Source organism: Bradyrhizobium liaoningense (assembly GCF_018130825.1).
Lineage (GTDB): Bacteria > Pseudomonadota > Alphaproteobacteria > Rhizobiales > Xanthobacteraceae > Bradyrhizobium > Bradyrhizobium liaoningense_B.
In genome coordinates, this window is sequence record NZ_JAFCJS010000004.1 from 202,211 (window position 1) to 221,036 (window position 18,826).

Sequence of the window (18,826 nt, forward strand, 5' to 3'; positions counted from 1 at the left end):
TGTCTCACTCTTTGCTTGCTGACTGATCGGTGGTGCGCTGGCCGCGCCGTCGTTCCACGGTGATCTCGGCGAGGATCGACATCGCGATCTCCTCCGGCGTGATGGCGCCGAGGTCGAGACCGGCCGGCGCCTTGAAATCGTCGATCACGGCGCTGCTCGCCCCTTCCGCGATCAGCCTGGCGCGCAACGAGGCCATCTTGCGGCGACTGCCGACGAAGGCGTGATAACAGGCCTTGGTCGCGACTGCCGCGCGCAAGGCGGCTTCGTCGCCCTTGCCTTGCGTGGAGACCACGACGAAGCGTTTGGCCTCGTTGAGCTCGCCCAGCTGGTAGCCATCGATCACCGCATCGGCATCCGGCTGCGCCGTGAGATCGGCGGAAGGTGCGGCGAGCGTGACATGATAGCCGAGCACGCGCGCTTGCGCGGCAAGCGACAGCGCCACCGGGCTCGCGCCGAGAATGACCAGCGAGGGATGCGGCAGCACCGGCTCGACGAAGATGTCCATCGTGCCCTTGCTCGGACACATGTTGCTGGCGAAGCGGATGCCGTCGCGGCTCTCGCCCGCGCTGACGCCGAGCTCGGCCAGCAGGTTCTCCGGCTGCACCGAGACCATGCGCGGCTCGCCGTCGGCGAGCGCCTCGCGCGCCGCCTTCAGCACCGCGCCCCTGGCGCAGCCGCCGCCGATCCAGCCCGCGACGATGGTGCCGTCGGCCGCGATGATCGCCTTGGCGCCTGCCTTCGCCGCGGTCACCGACACCGTCCGCACCACCGTCGCGAGCACGAAGGCGCGCTCGGCGGCCTTCATCTGCGCGACCAGATCCAGCACTTCGACATGAGTGGTCATCGGCGCCTCCTCAGAGCTTCGCCAGATAGGGTTCGAGCGCGCGCAAGCTTTGCAGCGAATTCGCCGGCGCATAGAGATCGACATGCGGCAGCGCGGCCCTGATGCCCCTCGCCTCGGGCGCATAGCCGGCCCACGCCATCATCGGGTTGAGCCAGACGATACGGCGGCAGCGCCGGTGCAGCGCCGCCATCTCCCGGCCGAGCAGCGCGGCATCGCCGGTCTCGTAGCCATCGGACACGATCATCACACAACTGCGCGAATGGATGACGCGGGCGGCGTACCAGCGATTGAACGTTTGCAAGGACTCGCCGATTTTCGTGCCGCCGCCCGCGCCCTGCGCCATGATCGAGAGCCTGTCGAGCGCGCGGCCGGCGTCCTTCTCCTTCATTGCATCGGAGACGTAAGCGAGACGCGTGTGGAACAGGAACGCCTCGGCCTCACGGAACTGGTCGAGCACGCCGTGGATGAAGCGCAGGAAGACGGCGGTGTACATGTTCATCGAGCCCGAGGCATCGAGCAGCACGATCAGCCGCAGCGGCTTGTCCTTGCGTTGGCGCTTGACGAGGCTGATCGGGACGCCGCCATGGCTGATGTTGCGATGGATGGTGCGGCGGAGATCGAGCCGATAGCCGCGCCGGCGCGCCAGATCGCGCCGCGTCAGCCGCGAGCGCATTGCCCTGGCGAGTTGGGCGGCAGCCTCATGGGCCTGCGCAACCTGATCGGGATCGCTGAGTTTTCTGAAATCGACCTCCGCAAGATTGTCCGCGCGCGAAGCGCCTTCCATGCGGCCCTCGCCGGCGCGGCCTTCCGGCGCATCGCCGGATGACGGAAGCTGGTCCGAGATCGATTGGTTGCCCCCCTGCTCGGCCAACTTGTCCTGCAGGCTCTTCAGCGACGGGTTGCTGGCACCCGGTGCCGAGCCGATCGTGCGGGAGCGCGAGCGCACGCGCTTGCCCAGCCAGAACGCGTCGAACAGCCCTTCGAACTTGTCCCAGTCGGACTTGCGCGCCGAGAACAGGTGCTTGAACGCCGCCCGAAGCAGGTTCGGTCGCGCCGCATAGCCAGACGACATCAGCGTCGCCGCATCCTGCCCCTCGGCGAGCCCGACGCGAAAACCGGCATCGCGCAAGGTCCGCAGGAACGCCGCGAGCCTTGCGGACACGAGCTTGGAGACCTCATTGAGATCGTCGTATTCGGGACTGGAGCCGCAGCAGCTCATGCGACCCTCCCCAGCAGGCGCTGTGTCACCTCTGGCGTGACGCGGGCGCGATCCTCGTGGGTCTTCAACAGGCAGATCAGCGTGTCGTGCACGGTCTCCGGCGCATCGTGGAGATCGCGGACGTCGAGGCCGACGAGGGCCGCCGCCCAGTCCAGCGTCTCCGCCACACCAGGCACCTTTCGCAGTTCCTCCTTGCGCACGCCCTCGACCATGCGCGCGATCTGGAGCGATAATGACGGGCTCGCGCCGGCGACGCGCGCCAGGATGATGCGGGTCTCGCGGTCGACATCGGGATAGTCGACATAGTGATAGAGGCAGCGCCGGCGCAGCGCATCGGAAAGCTCGCGGGTGCCGTTCGAGGTCAAAACGACGTGCGGAATGGTGATCGCGGGGATGGTGCCGAGCTCGGGGATCGAGACCTGGAAGTCGGAGAGCAGCTCCAGCAGGAACGCCTCGAACTCGTCGTCGGCGCGATCGATCTCGTCGATCAGCAGCACCGGCGCCTGCGGCCGGCGGATCGCGGCGAGCAGCGGACGCTCGAGCAGGTACTTTTCCGAGAAGATCTGGTCCTCGATGCTGTCGGTGCCACGATGCGCCTGGATCGCCAGCAACTGGCGCTGGTAGTTCCACTCGTAGAGCGCGGAGGACTGGTCGAGCCCCTCATAGCATTGCAGACGGATCAGCTCGGTCGCACGCACCTTGGCGAGCGCCTTCGCCACCTCGGTCTTGCCGACGCCCGCCTCCCCTTCGAGCAGCAGCGGACGCCGCAGCAATTGCATCAGCGAGATCGCAGTCGCGAGGTCCGCATCGGCGATGTAACCGGATGCGGCCAATGCTTGCGCGATCTCGTCACGACCTTTCATGCTTCCACCACCTCCTCGTCATTACGAGGAGCGAAGCGACGAAGCAATCCAGACTGTTTCCGCAGCAGGATGCTGGATTGCTTCGCTTCGCTCGCAATGACGACAACACTACGCCACCGCGCCCAGATCCTTGGCCGCCTTCCAGTTGCGCCAGAAGTCGTGCGGCATCTGGATGTGCGTGCTGCCTAAGAACGAGAACGCATCGTTGACGGCGTTGGAGAAGGCCGGCACGCCGCCGACATTCGGGCTCTCGCCGACGCCCTTGGCGCCGATCGGGTGATGCGGCGACGGGGTGACGGTAAAGTCGGTCTCCCAATGCGGCGTCTCCACCGCGGTCGGCATGAAGAAGTCCATGAACGATCCGGTGACGACGTTGCCTGTTTCGTCGTAGCGGATCTCCTGGCCCATCGCGATCGCGAAGGCTTCTGTGAGGCCGCCATGCACCTGGCCCTCGATGATCATCGGGTTGATGCGGGTGCCGCAATCGTCGAGCGCATAGAAGCGCCGGACCTTGTACACGCCGGTGTCGACGTCGATGTCCATCACGCAGAGATAGGCGCCGAACGGATAGGTCATGTTCGGCGGATCGTAATAGCTGACCGCTTCCAGCCCCGGCTCCATGCCCGGCGGCACCGAATTGTAGGCCGCCCAGCAGATATCCTTCATCGACATGAATTTTTCCGGCAGGCCCTTGACCCGGAAGCCATCGATGTCCCATTCGAGGTCATCCTCGTGGACCTCGAGCTTGTAGGCCGCGATCATCTGCGCCTTGGCCTTGATCTTTCGCGCAGCCATCGCGATCGCCGCGCCGGCAACCGGCGTCGAGCGCGAGCCGTAGGTGCCGAGCCCGTAGGGCGCGGTGTCGGTGTTGCCCTCCTCGACCTGGATGTTGTCGGCGGGAATGCCGATCTCGGTGGCGATGATCTGGGCCCAGGTGGTCTCGTGGCCCTGGCCCTGGCTCTTGGTGCCCATGCGCGCAATGCCCGCACCGGTCGGATGCATCCGGATCTCGCATGAGTCGAACATGGCAATGCCGAGGATGTCGCAATTCTTCGACGGGCCGGCGCCGACGATCTCGGTGAAGAAGGAGACTCCCAGCCCCATGATCTCGCGGGTCTCGCCGCGCTTGAAGGCTTCGCGCTTCTCGGCTTGCTCCTTCCGGAGCGCGGCGTAGCCGGTCGTCTCCATCATCTTGCGCATGGCGGTGTGGTAGTCGCCGGAATCGTATTCCCAGCCCAGCGCCGAGTGATACGGGAACTGCTCCGGCTTGATGAAGTTCTTCAGCCGCAGCTCGGCCGGATCCATGTTGAGCTTCTGCGCCAGGATATCCATGGCGCGCTCGATGCAATAGGCCGCCTCGGTGACGCGGAACGAGCAACGGTAAGCGACGCCACCGGGCGCCTTGTTGGTGTAGACGCCATCCACCGCCAGATGCGCGGTCGGGAAGTCATAGGATCCCGTGACGATGTTGAAGAAGCCGGCCGGCCATTTCGACGGGTCGGCGCAGGCATCGAACGCACCGTGATCGGCGAGCACGTGCACGCGCAGCCCCGTGACCTTGCCATCCTTCGTCGCAGCGATCTCGGTGGTCATGTGATAGTCGCGCGCGAACGAGGTCGCGGTCAGGTTCTCGATGCGGTCCTCGACCCATTTCACCGGCTTGCCGGTGACGATGGAGGCCACCGCCGCACAGATATAGCCGGGATAGGCGCCGACCTTGTTGCCGAAGCCGCCGCCGATGTCCGGCGCAATGACGTGGATCTTCTGCTCAGGCAGCTTTGCGATCAGCGCCACCACGGTGCGGATCACATGCGGAGCCTGGAACGTGCCGTAGATCGTCAGCTCGCCCTTGATCTTGTCGAAGGAGCAGACGCACTGGCAGGTCTCCAGCGGCGATGGATGAGTGCGGTGATAGGAGATCATCTCCTTGATCTTGACCTCGGCCTTGTTGAAGGCCGCATCGGTCAGCTCCTTGTCGCCGACGGTCCACTCGAAAATGTGGTTGTCGTGCTTGCGCGGGCCATGCGCACCGGACATCTTGCCGACGAGGTCCTCGCGCAGCACCGGCGCATCCTTGTCCATCGACTTGAAGGGATCGACCAGCGGCGGCAGCGGCTCGTATTCGACGATCACCTTGTTGATGCCGTCGTCGGCGGCGTAGCGATCGGTCGCGACGACGAAGGCGACCTCCTGGTTCTGGAACAGCACCTTGCCGTCGGCCAGCACCATCTGCACGTCGCCGGCAAGCGTCGGCATCCAGGCGAGGTTGACGGTCTTCAGCGTCTCGGCGGTGATGACAGCGAGCACGCCCGGCACTTTCAGCGCTTCGCTGTCGTCGATCTTCTTGACGCGCGCATGCGGATGCGGCGAGCGGACGAAGTCGCCGTGCAGCATGCCCGGCAGCTTGACGTCGTCGACGTAATTGCCCTTGCCCTGCGTGAAGCGGATGTCCTCGACGCGCTTGCGCTTGCAGCCCATGCCTTCGAGTGCGGCTTCGCGTTGTTCCCGCGTGGGAGTCATGTCGTTCATTCTGCGGCCTCCCGGAATTCCACGCCGTTGATCTTCGCGGCGGCGTATTGAATGGCTTTGACGATGTTCTGGTAGCCGGTGCAGCGGCAGATGTTGCCGGAGATGCCCATCCGGATCTCCTGCTCGCTCGGCGAGGCGTTTTCCTTCAGAAGCCGATGCGCCCGCATGATCATGCCGGGCGTGCAGAAGCCGCATTGCAGGCCGTGCATCATGCGGAAGCCTTCCTGCAGCGCGGACAGCGTGCCGTCTGCATTGGCCATGCCTTCGACGGTGGTGATGTCGCTACCCTCAGCCTGCACCGCGAACATGGTGCAGGACTTCACCGACATGCCGTCGATATCGACGGTGCAGGCACCGCAATGGGTGGTCTCGCAGCCGATATGAGTGCCGGTCATCTCGAGATTTTCGCGGATGAAATGCACCAGCAGCGTGCGCGGCTCGACGAGGCCTTCGACCTCGGCGCCGTTCACCTTCATGGTGACGTGTGTTTTGGCCATCGATCCCTCCCTTACTTCGCCCGGCTAGCTGCGCGCTGAAGCGCCCGCGTCACCATGATGCCGCCGACATGCTTGCGGTATTCGACCGGACCGCGTGCATCGGCGGCCGGCGCCATGATCGCTTCGGCTGCTGCAGCGGCCTTTCTCAGCGTGGCCGCATCGAGGCTGGTGCCGATGACGGCCGTCGCCGCGTCGGTGGCGAGCAGCGGCGTCTCGTGCACGTTGGTCAGCCCGATCGAGCAGGTTGCGACCTTGCCGCCGGCCATGGTGAGGACGACGGCGGCGGCCGCAGTGGCGTAGTCGCCGACCTTGCGCTTGAGCTTTTCGTAGGCGTAACCGTGACCGGCTGCGGGTACGGGCACCGAGACAGCGGTCAGGATCTCACCGGGCTCGAGCGCGGTGAAATAGGCGCCCTGGTAGAAATCGGCGGCGGGAACATCGCGGGCGCCGCCCAAGCCTTCGAGGCGGTAGATCGCCCCCAGCGTCATCATCAGCGCCGGCATGTCGTTGCCGGGATCACCATTGGCGACGTTGCCGCCGATCGTGCCGCGATAGCGCACCTGCGGGTCGGCGATCAGCAGGGCCGCCTCATGCAGGATCGGCATGGACTTGGCGACGTCCTCGGAGGCCAGCAGCTCGTGCTGGGTGGTCATCGCCCCGATGACGAGAGTGTTGCCGTCGTGGCGGATGCCCTTGAGGGCGGCGATGCCGTGCAAATCGACCAGATGCGCGGGGGTGGCGAGCCGAAGCTTCATCATCGGCACCAGGCTGTGCCCGCCGGCCAGCGGCCGTGCCTCCTCGCCGAGGTCGGACAAGAGTTTGACGGCGTCGGCGACACTCGCCGGCCGGTGATAGCTGAATGAGCCCGGGATCATCGTCTCCTCCCACAATCGTCCTTGGCGCGTGACGGCGCGGACGTTGGAGGGGACGGTCTCTCTGGACCGGGCGGGCCGCAATCATTCGGGCACGAAGGCGGGCATTTTGCACGAAATGCGGGTCTGAACGCACGAATTGCGTCAGGGGTGTCGACGAATGGGGCGGCTCTTCACCTCTCCCCGCAAGAGCGGGGCGAGGGAGTGAGAGAGTGGAGTTCCTAAGCCTGCCGACGGTTCGCCAGTCCCAACCGCGCCTTTACCTCGGCGATCTTGGCGCGACTCACCGGCACCCGGTGCGGCGACGGGCCGTCGAGTTCGAGCACCGCGCCATCGCCCTCTTTCCGGACCAGCGCGACATGGGGGATGGCGACGATATGGCTGCGGTGCACCCGCAGGAACAACGAGGGATCGAGCTGCGCTTCCGCTTCCGAGATCGACCAGGGGCACATCCGCTCACGGGTGCCGTCATGGACGCGGGTGTAGTGCGCGTCTGCCCGAACACTGCGGACATTGGCCGTCTCGATGAAGTGTGTCCCGTCGGCGCTCTCGACCGGCAGCCTGGGAACCGGCGCCCGCGGCGGCTGTCCGAGGCCACCGAGCGGCGCCATCGGCCGCGGAGCTGCAGCCGGCGCAGCAATCAGCTCAATGGCGGCCGCCGCGACCGGCGAAGCAACCGGTTCGGCGGCAGTAGAGTTCAAAGTCTGACGCCGTTGATCGGGAACCAGGGACAGCAAGAAGCCGGCTGCGATGACGAAGCACAGCACGGCAACGATGATCGACAGAATTTGCTGCGACGCGGCAAGGCTGCCGCCGGCGTGGTGATGCACCGCGCTCGTCAGCGGCGCGAAATGCATGCCGAGCATCGCGGTGTAATGCATGCCGGAGACGGCGATGCCGAAAACAATCGAGCTGACGATCAGCCGGACGCCCTCCTGCTGCGCCAGAAAGGCGCGCAGGCCGCCATAGGCGGTGACGATCGCCACCACCACCGACAGCGCCACCATGGTCTTGTCGTGCACGATGCCGAACGGCCCGGCCAGTCCATGGATGCCGACATAATGCATGCTGGCGATACCGACGCCGAGCAGGACCGCCGACGAGGCTACCCGCTTCAACGTGGGCTCACCGATCGAGACAAAGAAGAGAGAGATGCCGACCACCAATGCGCAGATCAGGAACGAGCTGATGGTGGGAAGCACCAGATAGACCGTGTCAGGCGGCAGCGGCGCGGCCAGCATGCCGACGAAATGCATGGTCCAGATGCCGACGGCCAAAAATGCCGCCGCCCCCGCGAGCAAAATGCGGTTACTGACACCGGGCGTGTTGCGGATGCGAGCAGCAAGCGCAAAGCCGGTATAGCCACCCAGACTCGCGATCGCCACAGAGAGCGCAACGAGATAGGGATCGTGTCCTTCGAACATGATCTTGTCGACCGCCCCGTCTCCACGGCACGGCCTCCTCCCGCCGCCGACTTTACAGGGACGGCGGCGGGATTGACAATCAGCGGCGTGTGAAGCCGGTGGCTTGGCGCGCTGCAAGACCCTCATGGTGAGCAGGCGCGCAGCGCCGCCTCGAACCGTGCAGGCCAAGACGCAACATCCGGGCCTTCATCCTTCGAGACGCTTGCTTCGCAAGCTCCTCAGGATGAGGAGCGAGAGCCTTGTCGCTCCGTCACACGATCCCCGCCGCAACCTGGCCGCGCAGGCGCTCCAGGCCGTGCAACGTCTCCGCACAAGCAGTCGCGACCTCGACGCCCTTGATGGCAAAATGCCTGCGGAAGAAGTCGTAGTGCACCTCGGTCTCGTGGAATTGCTGCGGCGTCAGCACGGCCGAGAACACCGGCACCTCGGTGCGCAGCTGCACGTCCATCAGCGCCTTGATCACGGTGTCGGCGACGAACTCGTGCCGATAGATGCCGCCGTCGACGACGAGGCCGGCGGCAACGATGGCGGTGTAGCGCCGGGTCTTGGCGAGCACTTGTGCGTGCAGCGGGATCTCGAACGAGCCCGGCACCTCGAACACGTCGACATGGGTGAGGTGGCGCGCCTCGGCCTCCTTCATGAAGGCGATGCGGGCCTCCTCGACCACGTCGCGGTGCCAGCAGGCCTGCACGAACGCCACCCGCTGCGGTTTGGCGAAGCGCGGATGCTCCGGCACCGGATCTCGTGGAACCGGCGGTTGGGTAACTTCGGAAGTTTCGGCTTGGGGATCTTGCAACATCTGATTCATGGCTTTCCTCGGTTTAAGGACCAGAATCAGGGCACACGGAACGACAAACAGCCGCATCCACGCGATGCGTCTGCCACCGACCGTTCTCTTTCATCCGGACTTTAACCGTCGGCTTCGGAGTTGCACCGAATCTGCTGACCCTTCCCTTCGGACAAGACCTTTTCAGGAAAGTCCTTGGGGGAAGGCGCTCGCGGGCTTGGGCCTTTCGGCCCTTACCGCCGGTGGGGACTTTCACCCCGCCCTGAGAACATCGGCCGTCCGGAATGAACGGCCTGACCGGAAATATGACGCCGGCCGGCGGCCGCAGCAAGCGTGTTCCGCATGGGGAATGCGCATGGTCCCATGCCGCCGCGGCGGGAGCGGCCTCACGGGGCGGAATTAACGATTGGGGTCCGTTGGCTCGAGTCCGATTCCGATTTGTTCTCCTCCATCCGGATCGGGACTCCCGCGTTAAGAATTGTGGCGGAGATGAGCTGTGGACGAACGAGTCCTGGGTTGTGGACGGACTCGGGACCCCGTTGCGCAGATTCCGCAAATCACATCACTTGATCCGCGACAGGCCCGCGCTGATCCGAGGGATCGCAAGAGCGACATTGAGGGAGCGTGCCGGGCCGACCGCGTGCGTATCAACGACAACAAGAAGGCAAGAGGTCGAGACGGCATGTCCCTGCTCGAAGGCAACATTGATTCCAAAAGCCATCCGCTCGCGGTGGTCGAGGATATCGCTGCCAACAACAACTGGCCGTTCGAACGCTCCGGCGAAGACGAGCTCACGATCGTCTCGAAGGGACAGTGGACCGATTACCAGATCTCCTTCACCTGGATGGGCGAGATCGAGGCGCTGCATCTGGCCTGCGCGTTCGACATGAAGATTCCGCTCGCGCGGCGGAGCGAAGTGCAGCGGCTCGTCGCCGCCGTCAACGAGCAATTGTGGGTCGGCCATTTCGATCTGTGGACCAACACCGGCATGGTCATGCACCGCCAGGCGCTGGTGCTGCCGGGCGGCCTCACCGCCTCGCCCGCGCAATGCGAGGCCATGCTCGCCGGCGCCATCCACGCCTGCGAGCGCTACTTTCCGGCGTTCCAGTTCGTGGTGTGGGCCGGCAAGACCACGACCGAGGCGATGGACGCAGCGATGTTCGACACGGTGGGCGAGGCGTAGGGCTTCTCGTGACGCAAGGGAGCCGCCGCTCCCTCCCCACCGTCGTCCCGGCGCAGGCCGGGACCCATACCGCGTGATATCGCTTAGGGCACGCGGCTTGTTGCTCTGCTCTCCATCCACTAGAACCAGTCGTGGTTATGGGTCCCGGCCTTCGCCGGGACGACACTGAATTTGTGGTGACCACAGTGGCAAACAACACCCTTCAAAACATCACCGGCACCATCCTGCTCGCCGGCGCCGGCAAGATGGGCGGCGCGATGCTGACCGGATGGCTTTCGGGCGGGCTCGATCCGCGCCGCGTCGCGGTGGTCGACCCGTTCATCTCGCCGGAGATCACAGCGCTTGCCGCCAAGGGCGTTGCGCTCAATCCCGATGTGAAGGCGGCAGGCACGGTCGAAACCCTGGTCGTCGCGGTGAAGCCGCAGATGTTCCGCGAGGCCGGCGCCAAATTGAAAGCGTTCGTCTCCGACAAGACCTCGGTGGTCTCGATCATGGCGGGAACCACGATCGCCTCGCTCGAGGAGGTCTGCGGCGGCGCCGTGGTGCGCGCGATGCCGAACACGCCGGCTGCGATCGGCCGCGGCATCACCGTCGCCGTTGCGGCGAAGAGTGTCAGCGTCGCGCAACGCGCGGTGGCCGATGCGCTGCTGCGCGCCACCGGCTCGGTCGAATGGGTCGAGGACGAAGGCCTGATGGACGCGGTGACCGCCGTCTCCGGCTCGGGCCCGGCCTATGTGTTCCTGCTCGCCGAGGAGCTCGCGCGGGCCGGCGTGGAAGCGGGATTGCCCGAGGCGCTCGCGACCAAGCTTGCGCGCGAGACCGTCGCCGGCTCCGGCGAGCTGCTGCACCAGTCGGAGCTCCCCTCGGCCACGCTGCGCCAGAACGTCACCTCGCCCGGCGGCACCACGGCCGCAGCCCTCGGCGTGCTGATGGGCGAGCCGGGCCTACGCGAGTTGATGATCCGCGCCATCGCGGCCGCGACGAAGCGGTCGAAGGAACTGGCGAAGTAGGACGGTGTCGTAGGGTGGGCAAAGGCGCAAAGCGCCGTGCCCACCATCTCTCCTAAACCGCGATGAAGTTGGTGGGCACGCTTCGCTTTGCCCACCCTACGGCACCGCGTCCGCGGCTACGCCCCCAGCCGCTTGTTGAACGTCTCGACATTGACGAGCCCGCGCGCGTGGCGGCCCTCACCGAGCCTGCGTGGGCCCTCGAACGCCTCGACCTCGAAGCGGATGACGCGGCGCTCGACCGCGACCACTTTCGCGGTGGTCCGCACCGTCGCGCCGACCAGGGCGGCTGCGAGATGGCGGATGTCGACCTCGGTGCCGACCGTGACCCAGCCCGGCTGAAGCGCGCTGCGGATCGCATCGCCCGCCGTCATCTCCATCTCCAGGATCATCATCGGCGTTGCATACACAAAGGGCATGCCGGGCACGAAATGCCCGACCGTGCGCTCGGCCGGCACCACCAGCGTGCGCTCGGCGCTCATGCCGATTTTGATGAAATCGCGTGCGTCCATGGTGCTGACCTCGTCGTCTTGGACAAGCGAGCAAAGCGAGCGCCGATCCAGGACCCATTACCCCGACTGCATATCGTTGGCGCGGTCCAAACCACGACCTGCCGCAACAACTGCCGCTTGGGGTAATGGGTCCTGGCTTTCGCCAGGACGACAGTTGTGTTTGCCGCTACAGCGCTGGCTACTTCTTCGCCGCTGCTGCGCGCTCCACGAAGGTCTTGCCGCCCTTCATCTTGTGGCGGAGCGGGGCTTCGTTGATCTGGATGACGACGGCATCGGCGTCGACGCCGAGGTTCTTCACCAGCGCCTGGGTGATGTCGCGCATCATGCCGGCCTTCTGCTCGTCGGTGCGGCCCTCGGCCATGCTGACGGTGATCTCAGGCATCGTTGTCTCCCTGCTGCTTTCGCGATGACCGGGCACACCCCGGTCATTCATGACGTGCGCATCAAACAGGACGTGGATGCCCGGGACAAGCCCGGGCATGAGGCTGCTTGCGAATGGCTAGCCCCAGCTCACGTCATGGCGCGCCAGCACCTCGCGCACTTTTGCGACGAGGTCCGCTTCGCCGCACGAGAACTGCGCCGGGCGGGTCTCGCGCCATTCCTGGTTGGAGGCGATCGCCGCGGCTGCCTTCGCGCCCTCGATCAGATCCTTGATCTGCACCTCGCCGCGAACCTTCTCGTCCGAACCCTGGATGATGACGCAGGGACTGTTGCGGCGGTCGGCATATTTGAGCTGGTTGCCCATGTTCTTGGGATTGCCGAGATAGAGCTCGGCGCGGATGCCGGCGGTGCGCAAGGACGCCACCATCTTCTGATAGTCGGCGACGCGGTCGCGATCGAACACCGTGACGACAACGGGCCCGAACTCGGGCCGCGTGTCGAGCTTGCCGAGCAGCGTCAGCGCCGCCTGCAGCCGCGAGACGCCGATCGAGAAACCGGTCGCCGGCACCGGCTCGCCGCGGAAGCGCGAGACGAGGCCGTCGTAGCGGCCGCCGCCGCCGACCGAGCCGAAGCGCACCGGGCGGCCCTTCTCGTCCTTGGTGTCCAGCAGCAGTTCGACCTCGTAGACGGGGCCGGTGTAATATTCGAGACCGCGCACCACGGACGGATCGATCTTGATGCGATCCGGACCGTAGCCCGACGCCGTGACCAGTTTTGCAATCTCTTCCAGCTCGCTGACGCCGGCCTGACCGACTGCGCTCTTGGCGAGATAGGTTTCCGCCGCGGCAACCGCCTCTTTCCAATCGTCGCGCGGCTTGGTGATGGCGAGAACAACGTCGGCTTCAGCTTCGCTGAGGTTGGCGCCCTTGGTGAAGTCGCCCTTGCCTTCCTCGCCGCCATCCCATCGTCCGGGACCAAGCAGCTTGCGCACTTCGTCAGCGGAGAACTTGTCGAGCTTGTCGATGGCGCGCAGCACGGTCAGCCTGCGGCCTGCGTTCTCGTCGCCGGCGAGCCCGATGGCCTCCAGAACGCCGTCGAGCACCTTGCGGTTGTTGACCTTCACGACATAGGAGCCGCGCGCAATGCCGAGCGCTTCCATCGTGTCCGCCGCCATCATGCAGATCTCGGCATCCGCCGCCGGCGTCGCCGAGCCGACCGTGTCGGCATCGAACTGCATGAACTGGCGGAAGCGGCCGGGGCCGGGCTTCTCGTTGCGGAACACGTAGCCGGCGCGGTAGCTGCGGTACGGCTTTGGCAGCGTGTCGAAATTCTCGGCGACGTAACGGGCGAGCGGCGCGGTCAGATCGTAGCGCAGGCTGATCCACTGCTCGTCATCGTCCTGGAACGAGAACACGCCCTCGTTCGGACGATCCTGGTCGGGCAGGAATTTGCCGAGCGCATCGGTGAATTCCATCGCCGGCGTCTCCACCGGCTCGAAACCGTAGAGCTCGTAGACGGCGCGGATCTTCTCGACCATCTCGCGCGTCGCCCGGATCGCGGCGGGATCGCGATCCTCGAGCCCGCGCGGCAGGCGCGCCTTCAGTTTCTCGGGTTTTTTGGGTTTGTCGGCCATGCGCGGCATTTACCAGCCGACGCGCGGGGCGGCAACCGCTGTAGCATCGCGGAAGCGCTAAGCTGGCCGTCATTCCGGGGCGATGCGCAGCATCGAACCCGGAATCTCGAGATTCCCCGGTGCGCAATTGCGCACCTGAGGTCTGGTCCTTCGGACCATCCCGGAATGACAATCCCCCGCCCTACGGCCGCTCCATCCGGGCCCGGAGGGCATCGGCATCCGCCTTCGGCAGCGACTTCAGCGTCGGCTTGATGGTTTCGCCGCCGACGATCTTGCCGTTGCGCATGAACATCCAGTCCGAGATGTCGGCTTCGGTGAACTTCACCTGGTCGCCTGCCCGCTTGCCCGGCAGATCGCGCGGCTCGTTGGCGAACAACCCGGAATAGCTCCCGTCGGGCTGCTTCTTGACCTCGCCGATCCAGATGTGCTCGCCGCCCTTGCGGGTCGAGAAGCGCACCTTCAGGGCGTGCCCGGTCTCCGACGGTTTTGCCGCGTCATAGGAGGCCCAGAAGGTCGGCAGCGTGCCGCGGGCACGGGCGATCGCGGCGTTCATCTCGGGGTCGGAGGTGCGCACGTCGACGATCGGCGAGCGGTCTTGCGCGGCCACCTCGTGCGTGGGGCCGATGGTCAGGATGCCGAAAACGGAGACGCCGGTGATGGCGGCGAGAACCACCCATTTCATGGGCTGGGAGAGTTTGGATGCCATGTTCGCGATTCCAGGATGCTTGTTGTGTCCTGGTTTTGTCGCGTGTCGGCAGCAGCACGTTCATAGCGCGATAAGCCACAAACGTTGCGCGTTTTATCCTCCCCTGGAGGGGGAGGGTCGGCTCGCATCTGAGCGTAGCGAAGATGAGAGACGGGGTGGGGTGACGGTCTCTCCACTCTGCGCACCGCCCGTGTGGAGAAATCACCCCACCCCGCTCGCGCTACGCGCGATCGACCCTCCCCCTCCAGGGGAGGGTGAAGAGATCAAAGCACCTTGCGGATCCAGTTGTGCGGATCGTTGGTGCGGCCGTACTGGATGTCGACGAGCTGCTTGCGCAGGCCCATCGCGACGGGGCCGGCGGCGCCGCCCGAGATCTCGAAATCGCCGCTCACCGAGCGCACCTTGCCGATCGGCGAGATCACGGCGGCGGTGCCGCAGGCGAAGGCTTCCTGGAGCCGGCCCGAGGCCGCATCCTTGCGCCACTGGTCGAGCGAATACGGCTCCTCGCGCACAGTCTTGCCGGCATCGCGGGCGAGCGCGATGATGGAGTCGCGGGTGATGCCGGGCAGAATCGTGCCGAGCGGCGGCGTCGAGAGCGAGCCGTCGTCGAACACGAAGAAGACATTCATGCCGCCGAGCTCCTCGATGTAACGGCGCTCGACCGCATCGAGGAAGACGACCTGATCGCAGCCGTGCTGAATCGCTTCGGCCTGCGCGCGGAGGCTCGCAGCATAATTGCCGCCGCATTTGACCGCGCCGGTGCCGCCGATCGCGGCGCGCGTGTAGTTCTCGGAGACCCAGATCGAGACCGGCGCAGGCCCGCCCTTGAAGTAGGAGCCCACCGGGGAAGCGATCACCGCAAAGATGTATTCGGACGACGGCTTGACGCCGAGGAAGGTCTCGCTCGCGATCATGAAGGGGCGCAAGTAAAGGCTGCCCTCGCCGCCCGGCATCCAGGCGCGATCGATGCGCACGACCTGCTCGACCGCCTCGATGAAGACGTCTTCGGGCAATTGCGCCATCGCCATGCGGTCGGCGGAATTCTTGAAGCGCCGCGCATTGGCGTCGGGTCGGAACAGGTTCACGCCGCCGTCGTCGCGCTTGTAGGCCTTGAGGCCTTCAAAAATCTCCTGTGCATAGTGCAGGACGGCGCCGGCCGGATCGAGCTGGAAGTTGGCGCGCGCCTCGACGCGTGCCTCGTACCAGCCGCCCTTGGCCTGGTTGTAGCGAACGATCGCCATGTGGTCGGTGAAGACCCGCCCGAAACCGGGGTCCACCAGCTTGGCGACACGGTCCTTCTCTGGAGTCGGATTGGATGCGGGCTGGATATCGAATTTCATGCTCATGTCCTTGCCTCCCGCTGCCGGTAGCGGCGCTGTTTCTCGCGCCCGCCTGCCCGCTTCGGGCCCGACTGGCTTGGTTGGGTTTCTCGCCGGACCGCCGCCAGCCATGTTACGGCCGGTTTCCGTGGCCAGCATGTCGCTGAGGACATGCTTTTGCGGAAGGCGGAAGTCCAGTATGTTTTGCCGAAATGCCGCTCGACAATCGCACGGTAGATCTGCTTCGGCCGTCGCCGCCTGTCCGGCTCTCTCCGGCCGTCCTGCTACGATGCCACCCGTCGCGAAACGATCTAAAATTTCGTGCGGATCGATCGTTTTGTAACATTGAACCCAAGATACGTCAATATGCCTGACATAAATTTCGCGACTTCCCCTCAAGACGCTGCCGTGCCCCGGCCGGCCGCAGGCGATGGAGGCAATTTGCGCTGGGATATCATCGAGCTGCTGTTCTTCGCCTATCGCGATTTCGTCGGCGATCCCGATCAGGAGCTGGAGGCGTTCGGCTTCGGCCGGGCCCATCACCGCGTCATGCACTTCGTCTACCGCTATCCCGGGCTGAAGGTCGCCGACCTGCTCGACGTCCTGCGCATCACAAAACAGTCGCTCGGCCGGGTGCTCAAGCAGCTCCTGGACGAGGGCTACATCGTGCAGAAGACCGGCGACAATGATCGTCGCCAGCGCCTGCTCTACGCGACGCCGAAGGGCGAGGCGCTGGTGCAGAAGCTCGCCGGGCTCCAGACCACGCGGATCACCAAGGCACTCGCCGAGATGGGTCCGCAGGACGCCGAGACGGTCAAGCGCTTCCTGCGCGCGATGATCGACCGCGACGATCCGGACAAGGTGCTCGAGACGATCTTCGCCTCGGTCAATCAAGAATCGAAGGAGTGACCGTGCCGCTCGCAGCCACGCTCGCGCGTCCACCGGTGCAACCGGCCGACGACGCCCCGCATCTGCTGCTGGTCGACGACGACCGCCGCATCCGCGATCTGCTCTCGCGCTTTCTCGCCAGCGAGGGCTATCGCGTCACAACCGCCGCGAGCGCGGGCGATGCGCGCTCGAAGCTGCTGGGGCTGCATTTCGATCTCTTGATCCTCGACGTGATGATGCCCGGCGAGACCGGCTTCGACCTTGCCCGCTTCATCCGGACCTCCTCCTCGGTGCCGATCGTGATGCTGACGGCGCGCCACGAGGCCGAAGCCCGCATCGAGGGCCTGCAGATCGGCGCCGACGATTACGTCGCAAAGCCGTTCGAGCCGCGCGAGCTTGCGCTCCGCATCAACAACATCCTCAAGCGCGCCGCGCCGCCGCCGCAGGTGACGACCGTCGAGAAGATCGCGTTCGGTCCCTACGTCTACCATCTCGACCGCGGTGAATTGCGCCAGGGCGAGGAGGTCATCCACCTCACCGATCGCGAGCGGGAGATGCTGCGCATTCTCTCGGAAACCCCGGGCGAGACCGTGCCGCGCAGCGCGCTGACCGGCAATGGCAGCGTCAACGAGCGTGCCGTTGACGTGCAGATCAACCGCCTCCGGCGCAAGATCGAGACCGATCCTGCGAATCCGCTGTTCCTGCAGGCGGTGCGCGGCATCGGCTACCGGCTGGTGGCCTCGCCATAACTCAGTGAAGCACGCTAGATGAGCACGATCGATACCGGCCTGACGCTTCTGAAGAGCGCCGCCGGCCGCGTTTCGGCCGCCAATGGCTGGATGGGCAATGCGTTCAAGGGCTGGATGCCGACCGGCCTCTATGCCCGCGCGCTGCTCATCATGATCGTGCCGATGGTGATCCTGCAGTCGGTCGTCGCCTTCGTGTTCATGGAGCGGCACTGGAACACGGTGACGCGCCGCCTGTCGGCCGCCGTCGTGCAGGACATCGCCGCGCTCATCGACGTCTACAAGGGCTATCCGCAGGACCGGGATCGCGACCAGATCCGCCGCATCGCGCAGCAGCGCCTCGGCCTCGTCGTCGACTTCCTGCCCGCCGGCGACATGCCGCCGCCGGGGCCGAAGCCGTTCTTCTCGCTGCTCGACCAGACGCTGTCGGTGCAGCTCGGCCGCCAGATCGGCCGCTCGTTCTGGATCGACACGGTCGGCCGCTCCAACCTCGTCGAGATCCGCATCCAGCTCGACGATGCCGTGATGCGCGTGTTCGCGCAGCGCAGCGCCGCCTATGCCTCGAACTCGGAGATCTTCCTATTCTGGATGGTCGGCACGTCCTCGATCCTCCTGATCGTCGCGGTGCTGTTCCTGCGGAACCAGATCAAGCCGATCCTGCGGCTCGCGGATGCCGCCGAGAGTTTCGGCAAGGGCCGCGAGGCGCCGAACTTCCGGCCGCGCGGCGCGCGCGAGGTACGGCGCGCGGCGGTCGCCTTCCTCGAGATGAAGTCGCGCATCGAGCGCACGATGGAGCAGCGCACCGCGATGCTCGCCGGCGTCAGCCACGATCTGCGCACCATCCTGACCCGCTTCAAGCTCGAGCTGGCGCTGATCGGCGACAGCCCCGAGCTCGAAGGCATGCGCAAGGACGTCGACGAGATGTCAATGATGCTGGAGGACTACCTCGCTTTTGCCCGCGGCGATTCCGGCGAGCAGTCGCAGCCGACCGACATGGCGCAGGCGCTCGAGGAGCTGCGCAGCGATGCCGAGCGCCACGGCCACACCGCGACCGTGGCGTTCAACGGCCTGCCCGTGGTGACGGTGAAACCGGCCTCGTTCAAGCGCTGCCTCGCCAACCTCGTCACCAACGCGGCGCGCTACGGGAAGAGCATCGCCATCACCGGCCAGCGCGATCACCGTTATTTGACCGTCACGGTCGACGACGACGGTCCGGGTATCCCGGCGCATTTGCGCGAAGAGGTGTTCAAGCCGTTCCTGCGGCTGGACAACGCCCGCAACCAGGACGAAGGCGGCACCGGCCTTGGCCTCGCCATCGCCCGCGACATCGCCCGCTCCCATGGCGGCGACATCACGCTGGGTGACAGCCCGATGGGGGGATTGCGGGCGAGCGTGCGGATACCGGTGTAGGCGCCG

The 18,826-nt window shown here is 65.7% G+C and carries 18 protein-coding genes and 1 riboswitch; of the genes, 5 read left to right on the forward strand and 13 right to left on the reverse strand.

The window, feature by feature from the left end; all coding sequences use genetic code 11:
- Positions 1 to 4: 4 nt before the first annotated feature.
- The 8 genes from JQ603_RS19610 to JQ603_RS19645 form a co-directional block, all read right to left on the reverse strand.
- Positions 5 to 844, reverse strand: a complete 840-nt coding sequence (locus JQ603_RS19610; protein ID WP_212341823.1) for an XdhC family protein — start codon at positions 842 to 844, stop codon at positions 5 to 7.
- Between the two features lie 10 nt (positions 845 to 854).
- Positions 855 to 2,063 carry a vWA domain-containing protein gene (locus JQ603_RS19615; protein WP_212341824.1) on the reverse strand — a complete coding sequence of 403 codons (1,209 nt, stop codon included), beginning with the start codon at positions 2,061 to 2,063 and terminating at the stop codon, positions 855 to 857.
- Complete coding sequence (locus JQ603_RS19620) at positions 2,060 to 2,926, reverse strand: AAA family ATPase (RefSeq protein WP_212341826.1); 867 nt, start codon at positions 2,924 to 2,926, stop codon at positions 2,060 to 2,062. The genes JQ603_RS19615 and JQ603_RS19620 overlap by 4 nt, the downstream gene beginning before the upstream one ends.
- 108 nt (positions 2,927 to 3,034) lie before the next feature.
- Positions 3,035 to 5,455 (reverse strand): aerobic carbon-monoxide dehydrogenase large subunit, encoded by a 2,421-nt coding sequence (locus tag JQ603_RS19625; protein WP_212341828.1) that lies wholly within the window; start codon positions 5,453 to 5,455, stop codon positions 3,035 to 3,037.
- A complete protein-coding gene (locus tag JQ603_RS19630) occupies positions 5,452 to 5,952 on the reverse strand; it encodes a (2Fe-2S)-binding protein (RefSeq protein ID WP_212341829.1) in 501 nt (166 codons plus the stop codon). The genes JQ603_RS19625 and JQ603_RS19630 overlap by 4 nt, the downstream gene beginning before the upstream one ends.
- A gap of 11 nt (positions 5,953 to 5,963) precedes the next feature.
- Positions 5,964 to 6,827: an FAD binding domain-containing protein gene (locus JQ603_RS19635; RefSeq protein WP_212341830.1), complete on the reverse strand. Its 864-nt coding sequence runs from the start codon at positions 6,825 to 6,827 to the stop codon at positions 5,964 to 5,966.
- Between the two features lie 218 nt (positions 6,828 to 7,045).
- Complete coding sequence (locus JQ603_RS19640) at positions 7,046 to 8,248, reverse strand: MHYT domain-containing protein (protein WP_212341831.1); 1,203 nt, start codon at positions 8,246 to 8,248, stop codon at positions 7,046 to 7,048.
- A gap of 250 nt (positions 8,249 to 8,498) precedes the next feature.
- Positions 8,499 to 9,056, reverse strand: coding sequence for a 6,7-dimethyl-8-ribityllumazine synthase (locus JQ603_RS19645; RefSeq protein WP_212341832.1), 558 nt, complete (start codon positions 9,054 to 9,056; stop codon positions 8,499 to 8,501).
- A 78-nt stretch (positions 9,057 to 9,134) separates the two neighbouring features.
- Positions 9,135 to 9,309, reverse strand: a riboswitch (FMN riboswitch).
- Positions 9,310 to 9,717: 408 nt separating this feature from the next.
- Between JQ603_RS19645 and JQ603_RS19650 the strand changes: the two genes are divergently transcribed.
- Positions 9,718 to 10,218, forward strand: a complete 501-nt coding sequence (locus JQ603_RS19650; protein ID WP_212341833.1) for a YbjN domain-containing protein — start codon at positions 9,718 to 9,720, stop codon at positions 10,216 to 10,218.
- 137 nt (positions 10,219 to 10,355) lie between these two features.
- A complete protein-coding gene (gene proC / locus JQ603_RS19655) occupies positions 10,356 to 11,228 on the forward strand; it encodes a pyrroline-5-carboxylate reductase (RefSeq protein WP_212342443.1) in 873 nt (290 codons plus the stop codon).
- A 116-nt stretch (positions 11,229 to 11,344) separates the two neighbouring features.
- Here proC and JQ603_RS19660 read toward each other — a convergent pair whose 3' ends face one another.
- From JQ603_RS19660 to JQ603_RS19680, 5 genes are all read right to left on the reverse strand, one after another.
- Positions 11,345 to 11,737, reverse strand: coding sequence for a thioesterase family protein (locus tag JQ603_RS19660; protein WP_212341834.1), 393 nt, complete (start codon positions 11,735 to 11,737; stop codon positions 11,345 to 11,347).
- A gap of 178 nt (positions 11,738 to 11,915) precedes the next feature.
- The gene (locus JQ603_RS19665; protein WP_212341835.1) at positions 11,916 to 12,170 is read right to left on the reverse strand and encodes a tautomerase family protein; all 255 of its coding nucleotides are present in this window, start codon (positions 12,168 to 12,170) and stop codon (positions 11,916 to 11,918) included.
- A gap of 66 nt (positions 12,171 to 12,236) precedes the next feature.
- Positions 12,237 to 13,751: a histidine--tRNA ligase gene (hisS, locus tag JQ603_RS19670; protein ID WP_212341836.1), complete on the reverse strand. Its 1,515-nt coding sequence runs from the start codon at positions 13,749 to 13,751 to the stop codon at positions 12,237 to 12,239.
- A 181-nt stretch (positions 13,752 to 13,932) separates the two neighbouring features.
- The gene (locus JQ603_RS19675) at positions 13,933 to 14,457 is read right to left on the reverse strand and encodes a YegJ family protein (RefSeq protein ID WP_212341837.1); all 525 of its coding nucleotides are present in this window, start codon (positions 14,455 to 14,457) and stop codon (positions 13,933 to 13,935) included.
- Positions 14,458 to 14,720: 263 nt separating this feature from the next.
- Entirely contained in the window at positions 14,721 to 15,803 is a 1,083-nt protein-coding gene (locus tag JQ603_RS19680) for a branched-chain amino acid aminotransferase (RefSeq protein WP_212341838.1), read from the reverse strand.
- A 339-nt stretch (positions 15,804 to 16,142) separates the two neighbouring features.
- Here JQ603_RS19680 and JQ603_RS19685 point away from each other — a divergent pair, with 339 nt between their 5' ends.
- From JQ603_RS19685 to JQ603_RS19695, 3 genes are read left to right on the forward strand one after another with little or no spacing between them, the layout of a single operon-like run.
- The gene (locus JQ603_RS19685) at positions 16,143 to 16,685 is read left to right on the forward strand and encodes a MarR family winged helix-turn-helix transcriptional regulator (RefSeq protein WP_245003728.1); all 543 of its coding nucleotides are present in this window, start codon (positions 16,143 to 16,145) and stop codon (positions 16,683 to 16,685) included.
- A complete protein-coding gene (locus JQ603_RS19690; protein ID WP_211404479.1) occupies positions 16,682 to 17,413 on the forward strand; it encodes a response regulator in 732 nt (243 codons plus the stop codon). The genes JQ603_RS19685 and JQ603_RS19690 overlap by 4 nt, the downstream gene beginning before the upstream one ends.
- Positions 17,414 to 17,431: 18 nt before the next feature.
- Entirely contained in the window at positions 17,432 to 18,820 is a 1,389-nt protein-coding gene (locus JQ603_RS19695) for an ATP-binding protein (RefSeq protein WP_212341840.1), read from the forward strand.
- The last annotated feature ends 6 nt before the right edge of the window (positions 18,821 to 18,826 follow it).

Excerpts from the sequence above, each read along its gene's own strand:
- JQ603_RS19610 (WP_212341823.1), bottom strand. The coding sequence starts at position 844 with ATGACCACTCATGTCGAAGTGCTGGATCTGGTCGCGCAGATGAAGGCC.
- JQ603_RS19615 (WP_212341824.1), bottom strand. The coding sequence starts at position 2,063 with ATGAGCTGCTGCGGCTCCAGTCCCGAATACGACGATCTCAATGAGGTC.
- JQ603_RS19620 (WP_212341826.1), bottom strand. The coding sequence starts at position 2,926 with ATGAAAGGTCGTGACGAGATCGCGCAAGCATTGGCCGCATCCGGTTAC.
- JQ603_RS19625 (WP_212341828.1), bottom strand. The coding sequence starts at position 5,455 with ATGAACGACATGACTCCCACGCGGGAACAACGCGAAGCCGCACTCGAA.
- JQ603_RS19630 (WP_212341829.1), bottom strand. The coding sequence starts at position 5,952 with ATGGCCAAAACACACGTCACCATGAAGGTGAACGGCGCCGAGGTCGAA.
- JQ603_RS19635 (WP_212341830.1), bottom strand. The coding sequence starts at position 6,827 with ATGATCCCGGGCTCATTCAGCTATCACCGGCCGGCGAGTGTCGCCGAC.
- JQ603_RS19640 (WP_212341831.1), bottom strand. The coding sequence starts at position 8,248 with ATGTTCGAAGGACACGATCCCTATCTCGTTGCGCTCTCTGTGGCGATC.
- JQ603_RS19645 (WP_212341832.1), bottom strand. The coding sequence starts at position 9,056 with ATGAATCAGATGTTGCAAGATCCCCAAGCCGAAACTTCCGAAGTTACC.
- JQ603_RS19650 (WP_212341833.1), top strand. The coding sequence starts at position 9,718 with ATGTCCCTGCTCGAAGGCAACATTGATTCCAAAAGCCATCCGCTCGCG.
- proC (WP_212342443.1), top strand. The coding sequence starts at position 10,356 with ATGGGTCCCGGCCTTCGCCGGGACGACACTGAATTTGTGGTGACCACA.
- JQ603_RS19660 (WP_212341834.1), bottom strand. The coding sequence starts at position 11,737 with ATGGACGCACGCGATTTCATCAAAATCGGCATGAGCGCCGAGCGCACG.
- JQ603_RS19665 (WP_212341835.1), bottom strand. The coding sequence starts at position 12,170 with ATGAATGACCGGGGTGTGCCCGGTCATCGCGAAAGCAGCAGGGAGACA.
- hisS (WP_212341836.1), bottom strand. The coding sequence starts at position 13,751 with ATGGCCGACAAACCCAAAAAACCCGAGAAACTGAAGGCGCGCCTGCCG.
- JQ603_RS19675 (WP_212341837.1), bottom strand. The coding sequence starts at position 14,457 with ATGGCATCCAAACTCTCCCAGCCCATGAAATGGGTGGTTCTCGCCGCC.
- JQ603_RS19680 (WP_212341838.1), bottom strand. The coding sequence starts at position 15,803 with ATGAGCATGAAATTCGATATCCAGCCCGCATCCAATCCGACTCCAGAG.
- JQ603_RS19685 (WP_245003728.1), top strand. The coding sequence starts at position 16,143 with ATGCCTGACATAAATTTCGCGACTTCCCCTCAAGACGCTGCCGTGCCC.
- JQ603_RS19695 (WP_212341840.1), top strand. The coding sequence starts at position 17,432 with ATGAGCACGATCGATACCGGCCTGACGCTTCTGAAGAGCGCCGCCGGC.